Raw genomic sequence first — 15155 nt, forward strand, 5'->3', positions numbered from 1 at the left:
ATCGATTTGGTTAAGGTATGCAAAGTTTCACCGGCTGTCAATACGTCAAAAACGGCCACCGCAATCGGTTTGGTCCCCCTGCCGGCGCAGGGGTATACTCGAGCCCAACCGCGATCAGCCCGCAGAGAGTCCATGAGTTCCGTCAAACCCGGTGCCCAGCGCCGCCTGACCATCGCCGATGTCGCCGCCGCCGCCGGCGTGTCCCGCACCACCGTCTCCCACGCCCTCAACGACAGAGGCCAGGTGGATCCCCAGACCCGAGCACGGGTCAAGCAGATCGCTAACGAGCTGGGCTACAGTCCCAACCTGCGGGCCCAGCGGCTGCGCACCGGGCGCACCAATTCCATCGCCCTGCTCTCCTCCATGCCCTTTGCCGTGGCAGGGGGCCCCTCACGTCTGGGGTTCATGATGGAAATCGCCGCCACGGCGGCGGAGGCGGCGCTGAAACAGGGACTGGCGCTGGTGCTGGTGCCGCCGCTGGCGGAAGCCCGCAACCTGCTGGGCGAGCTGGACGTGGACGGCGCCATCATCATAGAGCCGGTGGCCGAGGATCCCCAGGTGACCCAGTTGCAGCGCCGGGGCATCCAGGTGGTGTCCATCGGCCGCCAGCCCGACACCGAGCCGACGGTGCCCTATGTGGACATGCAGGCCGAGCGTACCGGCCGCATGCTGCTCGAACACCTGCGGGAGCGGGGCGCGCGCCACATCGCCCTGCTGATCGGCCAGCAGCGCCGTCACTCCTATGTGGATGTGGAGCAGGCCTATCTGGATTTCATCTGGCGGCACCAACTGCCCTGCTCCATCATCCGGGCGGAAGAAATGGGCGGGGAAGACGCCGGCGCCGAAGCCTGCCGCCGGCTGCTAGCCGAGCAGCCGGGCGTGGACGCCATCTGTGCGCCGGTCGACGCCTTCGCGGTGGGGGTGGTACGGGCCCTGCAGGAAGCCGGACGGCGGGTGCCGGAAGACGTGCGGGTGGTCACCCGTTATGACGGTCTGCGGGCCCAGAAATGCGAGCCGCCGCTGACGGCGGTCAACCTGCACCTGGCCGAGGTGGCGGATCAGGCCATTTCCCTGCTGCTGGCGCAGATAGGCGGCAAGGCGACGGCGGACATAGTGAAATGCCCGCCGCCGGAGCTGATCGTCCGTCGCTCCTCGGCGGACTGAGCCGAAACAGCGCCGGGACTAAGGTCAGATCACGCGGGAATATTGCTGCCGGTGCGCCTGCCGGCGCAGGTGCAGGTCAAAGCACATGCAGATGTTGCGGATCAGCAGCCGCCCCTTGAGGGTTACCTCAAGGCGGTCCGCCTTCCGTAGCACCAGGCCATCGTCTACAAAGGGTTGCAGCAGCGCGAAGTCCTCGGCGAAGTAGTCGTTGAACGCGATGCCGTATTGCGCTTCAAGGGGCGCAAACTCCAATTCAAAATTGCAGATAAGCCGCTTGATCAGATCCCGGCGCAGGCAATCATCTTCGTTCAGGGCATAGCCCACGCTTTGACCATGGCCCAGTGCGTCGATCTGGGCGTAATACTGCTTCAGCTCCTTGTGATTCTGGGAATAGGCATCGCCGATCATGCTGATGGCAGATACCCCAAGTCCCAGCAGGTCACATTCCCCCTGCGTGGTGTAGCCCTGAAAGTTACGGTGCAGCTCGCCGTGGCGCTGAGCCACCGCCAGGCGGTCGTCGGGCAGGGCAAAGTGATCCATGCCGATAAACTGGTAGCCCCGGCCGGTGAGGTAGCGAATGCAGTCCTGCAGCATGGCAAGTTTCATGGCCGGGGCCGGCATGTCGACCTCTTTCAACTTGCGTTGGGCCGCGAAGCGACTGGGCAGATGAGCATAGTTAAACACCGACAGCCGCGCCGGCTTCATCCCCACCACCTGCTCCAGGGTATGCAGAAAGCTCTCCCGAGTTTGCAGCGGCAGGCCGTAGATCAGGTCCAGATTGGTAGAAGAAAAACCCAGCTCGGCGGCCCTGGCCACCAGGGCACGAATAAAGCCGTTATCCTGCTCCCGGTTAACGGCCCTTTGCACCTCCTGGTTGAAGTCCTGCACTCCCAGGCTGATGCGGTTAAAACCTTCCGAGCTGAGCACGTCGAGCAGTGACAGCTCAATACGACGGGGGTCTATCTCTATGCTGAACTCGCCCTCACCGGCAAAGTGAAAATGCCGGCGCAACAGGCCGTTCAGGCGTTGTATCTGAGTAGCGGTAAGAAAGGTGGGCGTGCCGCCGCCCCAGTGCATCTGAGTGACGGTGCGGCCGGCAAAGCGCGGCGCCATGGCTTGAATTTCCCGCTCCAGGTAGTCCAGGTAGATATCGGCCTTGCCCTGATGACGGGTGATCACCTTGTTGCAGCCACAGTAATAGCAAAGCTTGTGGCAGAACGGAATGTGCACGTAGAGCGACAGCGGGCGCTGCGAGTAACGCTCGGCGGCAGCATCGAACTCGCTCATGCCGAAGTCGGTGGTGAACTCGAGGGCGGTGGGATACGAGGTATACCGCGGCCCCGAGTAATTGTATTTTTCGATGAGCGCCTGATCCCACTCAATCGCTGACATTGTCTCCTCCCCGGTCAGCGACCGGGCAGTTCCAGACTCACCAGGCGCTCGACCTCGATTTTAATGGTGGCTTCCAGTTCGCCTTCATGACCGGCCCGCTCCAGATCCAGCCGCATACGCTCGTTGCGTTTGAGCTGCTTGCGGGCCTCGTGGGTCGGCATCTCCCTGACCTTGTCGTACAGATCGTACAGGCCTGGGTATTCGACGGCGAAGTCCCTGGGCTGATCAAACTGCAGGGCATTAAGCAGGTTGGTCAGGCGAATGGCGCCTTCCGACAGGTTGCACTGATCGTCACGCACCGCCATGGCAATGGTGCGCACGCTGTCGAGAATGCGATCGTTGCGTTTGGCTATGGCCTGGCGCCGGTGTTGTGTCTGCTGGCGCAGCTTCGCCAGCAGAATGCCCGCATACACGGCCAGACCCACTATGATGACGCCGCCCACCAGGGCGGCGATCAACCAGGGGGAGATCATGACTTGTCTTCCTCGTCGCGGTATTGAGCAGGATCAAGCTCGGCATCCATAAAACGATCCCAGAGGTCGTCGCCGGGCTCGGCGTCGTCTTCATCCTCGTCGTCGAGCAGGCCGAGTTGCTCCAGCAGTTGCTGATGACGGGCCAGGGTGCGGTCAAGCCAGACCTTGTCGTCTTTGCTCAGCTTGTCGCCCGCTTCCACCCTGTCCAGCAGGGTGTTGAGGCGATCGTCGTTTTCAAGCGCGTCCAGCTCCTGCTCCGGAGTGAGCTTGCGGACCTTGACCGGTGCCACGGCCTTGGCGGCGGCCACGGTGTCGCGAGTGGCGTCTTCCTGCACCAGGGCCACGGGCTTGCGTGAGCCCAGGCGCGGGTCTTTCGGCGCCTTTGATGCCTTGCCGCCCTGGTTGTCGCCACCCACATTGTGGCGCGAACCCGGGGTCAGGCCCTTGCGTCTGGCCTTGCGCTTGCGTTCCCTGCCCTGTTCGGCGGTTTCCCGATTTTCCTTGCGGGCACCGATACGGCCCGGGGTGCGGGCCTTCTTGATACGTGTCATAACGACTCCGGTTTGTGCAGAAGAATGACATCGGCACCGATAAATTCGATGCCGAGCCCGTCCCGTTGTGCCAGCCACGCAAAGGTATCGCGGCTGAAGAAGCACACATGGGTCGGGTCCTGTTTGTAATGCCAGGTGGCAAAGGCCGCCTGATCCCGGGCCAGCTTGGTCATCAGCCCCAGCCAGCCGCCGGGCCTGAGCATGGCCAGCAAGCGCCGCCACTCATTCCCGGGTGAATAAAAATGCTCTATCGCCTCGGTACAGGTTACAAAATCATACTGTCGCTGCAACCGCTGGGCATGATTCGCATAGTAAGGGTCATAGGTGGTCACGGCAAAGCCCGCCTCGTTCAGCATGGCGGCCAGCGCCGGCCCGGGCCCGCAGCCAAAGTCCAGCCCTTCACTGCCCGGCGCCAGCCGCGCCATCAGCGGCGTGGCCAACCGGCTCAGAAACCGCCGGTAGCCCGCATCCTGAGTGTCGTTCTGGTGCAGATCGTACTCGGCCTTTTCCGCGTCATGGCTCAGCCGCTGGCCCGGCTCCACAAAAATCAACCGGCAGCGCGCACACTTGTGGTAGCGGCGGTGATCCTGATGAAACAGGGCATGGTCGGGCGAGTCGCAGAGAGGACAACAAAAGGCAGGCAAAGGCAGGGACATCAACAAACCGGGTTAGGCGGGGGGCAGGCCACCCCCCGAGAGCTATCAGTGCAGGCCGGCCACATACTGGGACAGCACGGCAATATCGTCGTCGGTCAGCTTGGCGGCAACGTCGCGCATCATGCGGTTGGGATCGTTCTCCCGCTCACCGCTGCGGAACATTTCCAGCTGGGCCTTGATGTAGGCCGGGTGCTGACCGGACAGGCTGGGGAACTTGGCGGATTCAAGGCCTTCACCCCGGGGGCCGTGACAGGCGATGCAGGCGGTCACGCCGCGCTCGATGTCACCACCCTGATACAGGGCCGCGCCGCGCTCGATAACGTCTTCGGAAACCGGCACCGGAGTAATGGCCTGGCTGGCGTAGTAGGCGGCCAGGTCAGCCATGTCCTGTTCGGCCAGCGGCAGGGCCATGCCGCCCATGATGGCGTTGGCACGGCCGGTGCCGCCGGTGGCGGCGGCCTTGAATTCGGCCAGCTGCTTTTCAATGTAGGAAGCGTGCTGACCGGCAATCTTGGGATACATGTCGGTCGGGCTGTTGCCGTCGTTGCCGTGACAGGCAGCACAGGCGGCGGACTTGGCCTTACCGGCTTCGACATCGCCCTGGGCCTGTGCGGTACCGGCCACTCCGAGCATTAAGGCTAGCGTGAAAACAATTTTTTTCATGACGTTCCGACTTCTCGTTGTTAGAGCTTCCAGATCACATACCAGCGAGGGCATGTTACAATGCGATTTAAAAAACCGCACTATTCTACACAATTTTGCCAGAAAGTAATCAGGGCGGCTTCATAACCTCGGGGAATTCACATTGAACAACAACAAGATAAACTTCAACGCCGCCCACTTTATTACCAGCGCGCCCAACATACGACAGATGCCCGCCGACACCGGCGTTGAGATCGCCTTTGCCGGCCGCTCCAATGCCGGAAAATCCTCGGCTCTGAACACGATTACCCAGCAGAAATCCCTGGCCCGCACCAGTAAGACCCCGGGCCGCACTCAGCTGATCAACGTGTTCGAACTGAGTGAGGGCAAGCGCCTGATCGACCTGCCCGGCTACGGCTACGCCAAAGTACCGGAAGAAATGAAGCTGAAGTGGCAAGAGGCGCTGTCGGAATACCTGCAACAACGCGACAGCCTCAAGGGGCTGGTGGTGCTGATGGACATTCGCCATCCGCTGAAAGACATCGATCAGCAACTGCTGCAATGGGCCAGCGACTGCGAACTGCCGGTGCTGGCATTGCTGACCAAATGCGACAAGCTCAAGTCCGGCGCCCGCAAGGCCGAGGTACTCAGGGTGCGTGAAGCCGTGGCCATCTTCGGTGGCAGCATTCGAGTCGAGGCATTCAGCTCGCTCAAGGGCCTGGGCGTGGATCAGGCCAAGGAAGTGCTGACCGAATGGCTGCTGCAGGACGACACCCTCAACGCCGGTGACGAGCCCGCCTGATGCGCCTGGATCGCTTCTTGTGTGAGGCCTCCGGGCTGACCCGCTCCCTGGCCAAAAAGGCCCTGTCCCGGGGCGAGGTCACCGTCAATGACCAGGTGGTCAAAAAAGGCGATATCAAGATCGGTGACCAGCGCGTGTGTCTGGCGGGACGCCTACTGAGTCTGCAGCCGCCGCGCTATATAATGCTGCACAAGCCCCAGGGCTATATCAGCGCCACTCAGGACGAGGTGCACCCCTGCGTGCTGCAGCTGTTGCCCCCGGAACTGGCCGCCGGCCTGCAATGCGCCGGCCGGCTCGATGTGGACACCACCGGCCTGCTGCTGCTCACCGACGACGGCCAGTGGTCGCATCGGCTGCGCTCACCCAAACGGGCCTGTCACAAGACCTACCGGGTGGGTCTGGCCGAACCGCTGGCGGATGGCACCGCAGACCGCTTTGCCGAGGGTGTGATGCTCCACGGCGAGCCCAAGGCCACCCTGCCCGCCACCCTGGAAGTGATCACCCCGACTCAGGTGCTGCTCACCATTCAGGAAGGCAAATACCATCAGGTGAAACGCATGTTTGCCGCCGTTGGCAACCGGGTAACCGCCCTGCACCGGCTGCAAATCGGTGATATCGTGCTGGATGCTGCGTTGGCCGAAGGGGAATGGCGCCACCTTACCCCCAAGGAAGTTGCCTCGATTGGGTAAGGTGTGAAGCCAATTTGCAGACGCCGCTTTCGCCGGCGCAAACCTGGCAGCCGCACGCACAGCCCCCCGCACCCATTTTCACCCCCCCCTAACCGGCTTCGGGAATATTCAGCCAGAAGCAGGCACCTTGCCCCGGCGTGGAGTCAAAACCCACGCCGCCGCCCATGCGCTCCATCAGCTCGCGGGTGATCGCCAGGCCCAGGCCGGTGCCGCCTTTCCTGCGGGTGTCGGAACTGTCTGCCTGGGCAAACTTCTCAAAGATACGCGAGCGAAACTCCTGGGGCACCCCTTCCCCTCGATCCCGCACCAGTACGCGCCAGCAGCCCTGGCCGGCGGGCTCGGTATCAATGTCGACCCGGCCGTGGTCGGGAGAAAACTTGACCGCGTTCGACAACAGGTTGGCCAGCGCCTGCAGCAGCCGGTCCCGATCCACCAGTACCTGAACCCGTGCCGGTGTTTCCCCCAACACCAGTGTCACCCCTCTGTCCTCACCCAGGGGGCGATGGCATTCCACCGCCTCGTGCAACAGATCGGCCAGATCGTGGGGGCGCACATCAAAGTGCATCTTGCCCGCCACCAGCTTCTCCATATCGAGCAGGTCGTTAATCAGCAGGTGCAGCCGCCGGCCATTGTTGTGGGCCACCTCCACCAACCGGAACACCTGCTCGGGCAGGGGCCCCAGGGCCCCTCGAGTCAGCAGACCGAGGGAGCCGGTGATGGAGGTGAGTGGCGTGCGCAGTTCGTGGCTGACGGTGGACACGAACTCCTTTTGCATGCGCTCCACCTTTTTCAGCTCGGTAATATCCTCGATCAGGGTCCATATCAGCGGTTGCCCTCCCGCGTCCCGAATCAGCATGCCCTGCTGACGAACCGGAAACCGGGCTCCATCCCGGCGCAGCAGCTCCTTTTCAAAGGCCCCGTAGCGGCCATCCCGCGCCAGGGCCTCTCCGGCCTGTTCATCGGCTTGTGCATACTTTGCCGGGGTGAGTGAAGACAGGCCGAGGTTCAACAGCTCGGCCTTGCCATAACCGGTGGCGCCCAGCAGCGCCCGGTTTACATCGAGAAAGCGGCCGGTACGCGCATCGCTCAGGGCAATGCCGATGGAGGACAACTCAAACAACCCCCGCAACCGCTGCTCACTGGCGGTCAGCGCCAGCTCCGCCTGTTTTTCATGCTCAATGTCGGTCAGGTAGCCATGCCAGATGGTACTGCCATCATCCAGCCGTTCGGGACGAGCCCGCCCCTCCACCCAGTGGCTGCTGCCGTCTCCCTGCAACACTCGATACTGCACATGCCAGTCGGACAATTCACGCTCGGAGCGGACAATGGACTCGGCCACCGAGTCGAGATCTTGTGCATGAATGCGCTCAAACACGGCGCCGGCATCTTCCCGCACCGCCTGTGGCGGCAGCCGGTAGAGTTGTTCCATACCGGCACTGCTGTAGGGAAAGGCGCTGTGGCCATCGGGCCAGCGGCGAAACTGATAAATCACCCCGGGCAGCTGCTCGGCCAGCTTGTCAAAGCGGTCCTGCTGGCGCTGGCGGCTGAGCATGTCGCTCAGCCAGTGGGCCATCAGCGCCAGAAACATGCGATCGGTATCGTCAAAGGGCTGTGCCCTGGGGGTGGCGGAAGAAAAGTTGAGGGTACCGAATAGTTCGCCATTCACTTCCAGACGCGTGGCGATATAGGCCTCCAGCCCCATGTTCCGATAGCACACCGCGCTGGCATACGCCGACTGGCCCATGTGGTCAATGGCCAGTACGCCCTGCTGCTCCAGCATCAGCCGGCAATAGGTCTGCACCAGCTCAAAGCGCAGTCCGGGCTCAACTCCGGCACCTTTCGGAGCCGATACCCAGCGCACCATGTACACATCGCCGATCACCTCGCTGGCGATGGCCAGATCCAGCTGCAGAAATTCCCGTCCCAGCGCCAGCGCCTGGGTGATGCGCTCATCGACGCTGCCCTGCAGCTTGAAGGCCATACGGTTGAGCACCGCCAGCGCCTTGTTGCGCCGCTCCAGCTGGATCATGGCTTCGCGTTCGGCACTGATGTCGATATGGGTGCCGTAAATAATGCCCGGCCGGCCATCGTCGCCACAGCTCAGCAGCCGCCCCCGACTGTGCACCCAGACCCAACGGCCGTTTTTGTGACGCATTCTGACCCGGCACTCGTACACCGACTCCAGCCCCTTGATATGGCGCTCAAGCTGAGAGCTGGCCAGCTCCAGATCGTCCGGATGCACCCGCTCACGCCAGGTTTCTATGGTGAGCTGGCCCAGCTCGTCCAGCCGGTGGCCCAGCATTTCGGCCCAGCGTTCGTTAAACCGGCATTGACCGCTTTGCAGATCGCATTGCCAGGTGCCGATATTGGCCCCTTCAATGATCAGCTGGGCCCGATACTCACTTTCGGCCAGGCTTTGACGCAGGGCCTCCAGCCGCTGCCGGCCGATCTGCTCTTCCACACAGTCGGCCAGGGTACGCAGCAACGTGGCGTCCCTGTCGTCAAAACGCCGAGGCCGACTGTCTATTACGCACAGGGTGCCCAGGTGATAGCCATCGGCACTACGCAGCGGCGCCCCGGCGTAAAAGCGAATATGAGGCGCCTCGGTAACCAGGGGGTTGTCAAAGAAACGCTCGTCTTCCAGGGCATCTTCCACCACCAGAATACGGTCGTTGAGAATGGCATGGCCACAGAAGGAAATGTCCCTGGCGGTTTCGCAGGCATCCAGGCCCTGGGCCGACTTGAACCATTGCCGTTCGCTGTCCACCAGCGACACCAGCGCGATATCCACCTGAAAGCTGTGCTGCGCCACCTGGGTCAGCCGGTCAAAACGGCTCTCGGCGCCGGTGTCCAGCAAACGGGTACGCTGCAGGGCCCGCAGCCGCTGCAGCTCGTTGTCGGGCAGAGGGGGCATTTTCATGGGCGACCTCCTTCGGCTTGCTGAACATGGGGCATGACCGGCAACTCCAGCCACAGGTGGGCGCCCCGGTCATTATAGAAGCCAATGCGCCCGTCCATCAGCTCCACCAACTCCTTGCAGATGGCCAGCCCCAGGCCGGTGCCCTGGGTGGTGCGCATGGTGCCGTTTTCCGCCTGGGCAAAACGGTCAAACAGGTGTTCGGCAAAGGCATCGGGGATGCCCTCGCCCTGATCACTCACGGTCAGCCGCAGCCAGTCCGGCTCGGGCTGCTCTACCGAGACTCGCACCAGGCCACCGGAGGGGGAAAACTTGATGGCGTTGCTGATCAGGTTGTCCAGCAGCTGGCGCACCCGCAACGGATCCAGCACCGTCGGCAGGGGCGCACCCAGATCGTTGCGCAAGCCGACCTCATAGGCTTCGGCCATGGGGGCATTGCCGGCGATGGCCTCGTCGATCAGGGTATTCAGGCAGCAGGGCTCGGGGGCCAGCTCCAGCTTGCCGGCGTTCAGTTTGCTGAAGTCGAGCAGATCGTTAATCAGGTGCTGCAGTCGTTCGCCATTGCGCCAGGCCAGCCCGACCAGCTCGCCGGCCTTTTCCGGCAACTCACCGGCCACGCCGGAACTCACCAGCCGCAGGGCACCATTGATGGAGGTCAGCGGGGTGCGCAACTCATGGCTCACCACCGCCACAAAGTCGTCTTTGACCTCACTCAGCGCCTTGCGCTCGGCGGTCAGCCGGTTAAAGGCCCGGGCCAGGCGGGCCAGCTCGGGCACACCGGTTTCCGGCAAGGGCCGATCGCTTCCGGCCTCGGCGGCCATGCCGCGAATGCGCTGGGTCATGGTAGCCAGCGGCTGCAACGCACTCCAGGCCAGCCAGAACGACACCAACGCCAGGCCGGTGCCGATCAGCAGGCTGATGCCGGCAAAACGCATAAAGAAATCCCGGGCCGGCGCCACCACCCGCTCATGGGGCAGGGCGCGCACAAACATCCAGCCCAGCTGTTGCAAATGCGTGGTGGCATAGACCCAGCGTTTTTCACCGTCCCCCTTTACCACACCAAGGTGGGCGCCGGACAGCACGGCGTCGACCAGGGCATCCTCTCCCGGCGGCGGCAAGGGTTGCAGCTCCCGGGACAGATCCCGGCCGTTATACACATACAACTGGTTTTCGGTATCGAGAATTTTGAAGCTGACTCCTTCCCGCAAGGCTTCCCGCAGCCGCTGCTCGGGCAGAATGGAGGTGGTTGCCAGGTTGATCACGCCCCCCAGCATGCCCAGCAAGTCACCGTCATCCGACAGAATCGGACTCAGAAACGAGATCAACGGCGCACCCGTGGTGCGGCCGATAATGGGAGAGCTGATCACCGACTCTCGCGTGCGGATCAGGGTACGAAAGTGAGGGCGGTCGGCGTAGTTGGTGCCCAGGCGGCCGGGCACCAGGGTGGTTTCGGTAATGGCGGTGGCGTTGGCGTCAAACACCAGCACGCCATCGGGAAACAGCTGGCGCAGCATGGGCTGGCGTTGCAACCGCGCCTGCAGTTCGGCGGTGGAATGCAGATGCACGCCGTTCGTCAGCTGGGGCGTCACCATTTCCAGCGAGTGACGACGCAGCGCCAGCACTCGTTCCACCTGCTCGGCGGCACGCAAGGTTGCATTGTACTGACGCTGACTGTATAGCTGTTCAAAGTCATCCACCAGCGAATGATAGGCGGTAGTCAGTACGCCGAGGACGGTCAGCATGGCGCCGGTCAGCATAATCAGCGCAATGCGTCCCTTGAGAGACAGCTTCATTCAACCCGTTCCTTGTTGCAATGAGGGGGCGCCGGAAAAACCGGTCCCGCATGAAACTCTATCAGCATATACTAATCACAACCACGCAGACGGAATGGATTGGTATTTGATTAACGCCAAAGGAATCAACCATGACTGACACCGGCCCCCTGGAACAGCACCTGGCCCGCCTCAGCGCCCGTTTCACCGAGCGCACCACCGAGCAGCTGACCGAGCAACTGGAGGCGCTGCGCGCATGGCGGCCCGGAATTCCTCATCAGTCCTTGCAGGACGCACTGATCCAACTACTGCACCGGCTCGCCGGTTCGGCCGGCACCTTTGGCCAGGCCGAACTCGGGCGGCAGGCGGCCGGGCTGGAGCAACGCCTGAAAACGGAGCACACCGACCCCGCCCAGGCCGGCCTGATGATCAGCGAACTGACCGTCGAGCTGGAGCAGCTATTACAGCTGCTGGGCAAGCCTCTGCCGCCCGCGGCCGTGACCGCCACTTCCCCCAGCCTGCCGCTGGCCGACGGCACCAGTGAATTGCTGGTGCTGGGTGCCGACCTGGCTGAACTGGCCGCCGCCCTGAAGCAATACGGCTTCGCCACTCGGCATGAGCAACAGCTCGACACCCTGCCCGCCTCCTGCTGGCACGAACACGGCATCATCATCACCCGCAGCCAGCACCTGCAGGAGGTGTCGGAGTGGAACCGATACAGGGCCAGCCGGGCCGGCAAGACACCCGCCCCCCTGCTGTGCGCCGGCGCCGAGCAGGATTTTTCCACCCGTTACCGCCTGGCGGAGCTGGGCGTGGATGGCCTGTTCCCCCTGCCCGTGGACGTCCCGGCCCTGGCCGAACGCATTGAACAGCTGAACCGGGAACATCAGCAGCATGATCAGGCCAGGGTATTGCTGATGGACGATGACGAAGAGCTGGCCGAACACTACCGTTTGGTGCTGACCGAGGCCGGCATGGAAGTCAGGGTGCTCAACCGACCCTACAACATGATGAGTACCCTGGCCGAGTTTCACCCCGATATTCTGCTGATGGACATACACATGCCACCCTATTCGGGCACCACCCTGGCGCGCATGATTCGCTTTGAGCCTCAATGGCTGAGCCTGCCGATCATTTATCTGTCATCGGAGCAGGACCGGGAGCGACAGCTCAGCGCCCTGGCCCAGGGCGCCGATGAATTCATCACCAAGCCCATTTCCGACTCGCTGCTAATCCGCACCGTGAGCATTCTCTGTCACCGGGCCCGGCAGCTGTCCCGGCTGCTGGCCCGGGACGGGCTCACCGGCTTGCTCAACCACTCGCACAGCAAACAGGCGCTGAGCCAGGAGCACGCTCGAGTTCAGCGCATGGGCCACCACACCATGGTGGCCATGCTCGACCTGGATCACTTCAAAAAGGTCAACGACAATCATGGCCACGCCACCGGCGACCGGGTAATCAACACCCTGGCCCACCTGCTGCAACGGCGGCTACGCAAAACCGACAGCCTGGGGCGCTATGGCGGTGAGGAGTTCGTAGCGGTTCTGCCCGAATGTGATGCCCAGCAGGCTCGCACCCTGTTCGAGCAAATTTGCCACGACTTTGCCGCCCTGAAATTTCGAGGACAAGAGCAGGAATTCGGCGTTACCGTCAGTGTGGGCCTGGCCTGCCTGAATGACTTTACCACCGCCGAGGAAGCACTGAGCGCGGCGGATCAGGCCCTGTATGAACGAAAGAGACTCGGCCGAAACGGTGTCACCGACTATGCTGTAATCAGTGCTCACAAGCCCAGGGTGTAGGTACCACGCGTGAATGTACTGCTGCTTGAAGACGATTACCTGATTGCCGATCTGGTGGAAACCGTGATGCTCGGCCTGTCGGCCAAGGCCAGGGTCAGGCATTGCGCCAGCCTGGCAGACGCCAAGGCGGCCTGGCAGAAATTACCGGCGAGCCTGGTACTGTGCGACTGGCACCTGCCCGACGGCTGCGGCCTGGAGCTGATCAAGCTGATCCGCAAGACCGACAAGCACACGCCGGTGATAGTTATCAGTGCCAGTGCCGACAGGGACAGTGTCAGGGTGGCCCTGCATCACGGCATTAACGACTTCATCGCCAAGCCCTTTGATCTGCCCATGCTGCAAAAGCGGCTGCAGGCCGTAATCGCCGACGCCAGTGCCCGTGCAAAATCCATCGACGACAACACCGACCTCTCCGAAACATCCGACGTCCCTTCGGTGGAGGAATGGCTGGAGCAGGCGCTCAGTGAGAAACTGCAATTGCCTGGTGCCCTGGACAACGACAAGGTGCTGCCACTGCTCAGTCGCATCGACGAGCTGAGCACCGCCGAACTCACCACCACCTGGAAGAACGAAACCGCCCTGGTTACCCGGCTGCTGAAACTGGCCAACAGCGCCTCGCTGCGCCGCAGCGGCAAGCCGGTCTCGCGTCTGGATGAAGCCATCATCACCCTGGGCATCTCCCAGTCGCTGAACTGTGCCCTGGCCATGAGCCTCGACATTTCCGGTGCCTTGACCCACGCCGAGTTCAGTGAGCAGGCACAGCAGCATCAGGCCATCGCCGAGCAGGTGGCCGCCATCGCCCGTAACATGGCCCTGAGCGTGGACACAGACGGCGCCAGCTGCCACACTGCCGGCCTGCTCAGCCGCTGTGGCGAGCTGGCGGTACTGCGCACCCTGCAGCAATACCTGGACCAGGGAGGTACGCTGAATGCCGGCCAGGCGGAGACCTTGCTGCAGCAATGGGGCCCCCGCTATGGCAACCGGCTCAAGATTCAGTGGGGGCTGCCCCTGCCGTTGAGGGAACTGATTGGCGCCGTACACATGGCACCCGCTCACGCCACCCGCAAGGCCCCCACCATCATGCATCTGGCCGGTCTGTGTGTGGCCTCAAAGCTGTACGGTACCGACACCGAACGGCTGCTGCAGCGTGTTGGGCTGGATCCGGAAAAATGGCTGAACCAGCCCGACTGACCCCCACCAAGCCCAAGGAAAGGATATGCCACAACACCAGGAACCCCGCCGCGTTCTTTACGTGGAAGACGACGACGACATTCGTGAAATCGCCCGGCTGGCGCTGGAAGTCGTGGGAGAATTTGAAGTGATGCTGTGCGCCTCGGGGGAAGACGCCCTCGCCGGAGCCGCGGCCTTCAACCCCGATATCATACTGCTGGATGTGATGATGCCGGGCATGGACGGCCCTTCAACCCTCACCGCCCTTCGCCGGCAGCCGGCCCTGGAGAAAATTCCGGTGGCCTTTATGACCGCCAAGATCCAGCCGCGAGAAATTGCCGCCTACAAGGCCATGGGTGCCGTTGAGGTGATCGCCAAACCCTTTGACCCCATGACCCTGTCCGAGCAGATTCGCACTATCTGGCACACGGCCAGGGCATAGGCCATCAACGGCATTGCAGCGCGGGAGCTTGCCCGCGCTCTCTATCAGTCATCCCGCTTGCGGGCGGAGCTGCCGAGCTGGTGGGTCTTGAGATCGTAACGCTCCTTGATCACGTCCTTGACCGTGCCTTCCCACAGCCGAATGCCCACAAAATAGCCGGCCCGGGCCAGTACATGAGCCGCCACCGGTGCCGTCATGATCACGAACACCACCACCGCCAGCGCCCTTACCACGACACTGACCTCGGGAAAATACACCGCAAAACCGCAGGCCAGCAGCCCGGCTCCCAGGGCACCGGCCTTGCTGGTGGCGTGCATACGGGTCAGCAGATCGGGCATGCGAATAATGCCGATGCCGGCCAGCAACATCAGGAAAGAGCCCAGCAGCAGAAACAGGCTGGTAATCATCTCAGTCATCATCGCGCTGGCCTCCCCGCTCCAGGTAGCGGGCAAAGCCCACCGCCGCCATAAAGGAGGTGAGCGCCAGCACGATCACCACATCTATCAGTGCCGGTGTGTCGTAGGCAATGCTGTACACCAGAATAAATCCGATGGTCAGCGAGGCGATCACCTCGAGCGCCACCACCCGATCCGGCAAGGTGGGGCCGATCAGCAACCGCACCGTGGCCAGCACCAGGCCCAGGCTGAGAAAGACAAACGACAGGGTCAGGGCAAGTTCAAACATGG

At 62.6% G+C, this 15155-nt stretch carries 15 protein-coding genes; 6 read left to right on the forward strand and 9 right to left on the reverse strand.

Translation table 11 applies throughout. From position 1 onward, the window contains the following. Positions 1-132: 132 nt before the first annotated feature. Positions 133-1164 (forward strand): LacI family DNA-binding transcriptional regulator, encoded by a 1032-nt coding sequence (locus tag B6S08_RS11775; RefSeq protein ID WP_094201003.1) that lies wholly within the window; start codon positions 133-135, stop codon positions 1162-1164. A gap of 24 nt (positions 1165-1188) precedes the next feature. Here the strand turns inward: B6S08_RS11775 and hemN are convergent, their stop codons facing one another. From hemN to B6S08_RS11800, 5 genes are read right to left on the reverse strand one after another with little or no spacing between them, the layout of a single operon-like run. Beyond that, a complete protein-coding gene (gene hemN, locus B6S08_RS11780; RefSeq protein WP_094201004.1) occupies positions 1189-2556 on the reverse strand; it encodes an oxygen-independent coproporphyrinogen III oxidase in 1368 nt (455 codons plus the stop codon). Positions 2557-2570: 14 nt separating this feature from the next. Continuing rightward, positions 2571-3029, reverse strand: a complete 459-nt coding sequence (locus B6S08_RS11785) for a DUF2489 domain-containing protein (RefSeq protein WP_094201005.1) — start codon at positions 3027-3029, stop codon at positions 2571-2573. Then, on the reverse strand, positions 3026-3580 hold the full coding sequence (yihI, locus tag B6S08_RS11790; RefSeq protein ID WP_094201006.1) for a Der GTPase-activating protein YihI: 555 nt from the start codon (positions 3578-3580) through the stop codon (positions 3026-3028). The genes B6S08_RS11785 and yihI overlap by 4 nt, the downstream gene beginning before the upstream one ends. After that, positions 3577-4236: a class I SAM-dependent methyltransferase gene (locus tag B6S08_RS11795; protein ID WP_094201007.1), complete on the reverse strand. Its 660-nt coding sequence runs from the start codon at positions 4234-4236 to the stop codon at positions 3577-3579. The genes yihI and B6S08_RS11795 overlap by 4 nt, the downstream gene beginning before the upstream one ends. Positions 4237-4281: 45 nt before the next feature. Continuing rightward, positions 4282-4899, reverse strand: a complete 618-nt coding sequence (locus B6S08_RS11800) for a c-type cytochrome (RefSeq protein ID WP_094201008.1) — start codon at positions 4897-4899, stop codon at positions 4282-4284. Positions 4900-5041: 142 nt separating this feature from the next. Here B6S08_RS11800 and yihA point away from each other — a divergent pair, with 142 nt between their 5' ends. Beyond that, a complete protein-coding gene (gene yihA, locus B6S08_RS11805; RefSeq protein WP_094201009.1) occupies positions 5042-5680 on the forward strand; it encodes a ribosome biogenesis GTP-binding protein YihA/YsxC in 639 nt (212 codons plus the stop codon). After that, positions 5680-6369, forward strand: a complete 690-nt coding sequence (rsuA, locus tag B6S08_RS11810; RefSeq protein ID WP_094201010.1) for a 16S rRNA pseudouridine(516) synthase RsuA — start codon at positions 5680-5682, stop codon at positions 6367-6369. Before yihA ends, rsuA begins: the two co-directional genes overlap by 1 nt. Before the next feature lie 88 nt (positions 6370-6457). On the opposite strand, the gene B6S08_RS11815 is transcribed toward rsuA, so the two are convergent. Further along, the gene (locus tag B6S08_RS11815; protein WP_094201011.1) at positions 6458-9289 is read right to left on the reverse strand and encodes a PAS domain-containing protein; all 2832 of its coding nucleotides are present in this window, start codon (positions 9287-9289) and stop codon (positions 6458-6460) included. Beyond that, on the reverse strand, positions 9286-11079 hold the full coding sequence (locus B6S08_RS11820) for a sensor histidine kinase (protein WP_206063501.1): 1794 nt from the start codon (positions 11077-11079) through the stop codon (positions 9286-9288). The genes B6S08_RS11815 and B6S08_RS11820 overlap by 4 nt, the downstream gene beginning before the upstream one ends. 131 nt (positions 11080-11210) lie before the next feature. Here B6S08_RS11820 and B6S08_RS11825 point away from each other — a divergent pair, with 131 nt between their 5' ends. The 3 genes from B6S08_RS11825 to B6S08_RS11835 are packed head-to-tail and all read left to right on the forward strand — an operon-like array spanning position 11211 to position 14469. Then, the gene (locus B6S08_RS11825) at positions 11211-12857 is read left to right on the forward strand and encodes a diguanylate cyclase (RefSeq protein ID WP_094201012.1); all 1647 of its coding nucleotides are present in this window, start codon (positions 11211-11213) and stop codon (positions 12855-12857) included. 9 nt (positions 12858-12866) lie between these two features. Beyond that, entirely contained in the window at positions 12867-14048 is a 1182-nt protein-coding gene (locus B6S08_RS11830) for a response regulator (protein ID WP_094201013.1), read from the forward strand. Positions 14049-14073: 25 nt separating this feature from the next. Next, positions 14074-14469 (forward strand): response regulator, encoded by a 396-nt coding sequence (locus B6S08_RS11835; protein ID WP_094201014.1) that lies wholly within the window; start codon positions 14074-14076, stop codon positions 14467-14469. Between the two features lie 44 nt (positions 14470-14513). On the opposite strand, the gene mnhG is transcribed toward B6S08_RS11835, so the two are convergent. Together mnhG and B6S08_RS11845 are read right to left on the reverse strand one after the other, a co-directional pair. Beyond that, on the reverse strand, positions 14514-14888 hold the full coding sequence (mnhG, locus tag B6S08_RS11840; RefSeq protein WP_206063502.1) for a monovalent cation/H(+) antiporter subunit G: 375 nt from the start codon (positions 14886-14888) through the stop codon (positions 14514-14516). After that, positions 14878-15153 carry an MrpF/PhaF family protein gene (locus tag B6S08_RS11845; protein WP_094201015.1) on the reverse strand — a complete coding sequence of 92 codons (276 nt, stop codon included), beginning with the start codon at positions 15151-15153 and terminating at the stop codon, positions 14878-14880. Before B6S08_RS11845 ends, mnhG begins: the two co-directional genes overlap by 11 nt. Positions 15154-15155 lie beyond the last annotated feature (2 nt).

Origin of the sequence: Oceanimonas doudoroffii, from assembly GCF_002242685.1 — a bacterium.
Lineage (GTDB): Bacteria > Pseudomonadota > Gammaproteobacteria > Enterobacterales > Aeromonadaceae > Oceanimonas > Oceanimonas doudoroffii.

Coding starts and splice junctions, on each gene's coding strand:
- B6S08_RS11820 (WP_206063501.1), bottom strand. CDS start 11,079: ATGAAGCTGTCTCTCAAGGGACGCATTGCGCTGATTATGCTGACCGGC.
- yihI (WP_094201006.1), bottom strand. CDS start 3,580: ATGACACGTATCAAGAAGGCCCGCACCCCGGGCCGTATCGGTGCCCGC.
- B6S08_RS11775 (WP_094201003.1), top strand. CDS start 133: ATGAGTTCCGTCAAACCCGGTGCCCAGCGCCGCCTGACCATCGCCGAT.
- rsuA (WP_094201010.1), top strand. CDS start 5,680: ATGCGCCTGGATCGCTTCTTGTGTGAGGCCTCCGGGCTGACCCGCTCC.
- B6S08_RS11795 (WP_094201007.1), bottom strand. CDS start 4,236: ATGTCCCTGCCTTTGCCTGCCTTTTGTTGTCCTCTCTGCGACTCGCCC.
- B6S08_RS11815 (WP_094201011.1), bottom strand. CDS start 9,289: ATGAAAATGCCCCCTCTGCCCGACAACGAGCTGCAGCGGCTGCGGGCC.
- mnhG (WP_206063502.1), bottom strand. CDS start 14,888: ATGATGACTGAGATGATTACCAGCCTGTTTCTGCTGCTGGGCTCTTTC.
- B6S08_RS11835 (WP_094201014.1), top strand. CDS start 14,074: ATGCCACAACACCAGGAACCCCGCCGCGTTCTTTACGTGGAAGACGAC.
- hemN (WP_094201004.1), bottom strand. CDS start 2,556: ATGTCAGCGATTGAGTGGGATCAGGCGCTCATCGAAAAATACAATTAC.
- B6S08_RS11845 (WP_094201015.1), bottom strand. CDS start 15,153: ATGTTTGAACTTGCCCTGACCCTGTCGTTTGTCTTTCTCAGCCTGGGC.
- B6S08_RS11825 (WP_094201012.1), top strand. CDS start 11,211: ATGACTGACACCGGCCCCCTGGAACAGCACCTGGCCCGCCTCAGCGCC.
- B6S08_RS11785 (WP_094201005.1), bottom strand. CDS start 3,029: ATGATCTCCCCCTGGTTGATCGCCGCCCTGGTGGGCGGCGTCATCATA.
- B6S08_RS11800 (WP_094201008.1), bottom strand. CDS start 4,899: ATGAAAAAAATTGTTTTCACGCTAGCCTTAATGCTCGGAGTGGCCGGT.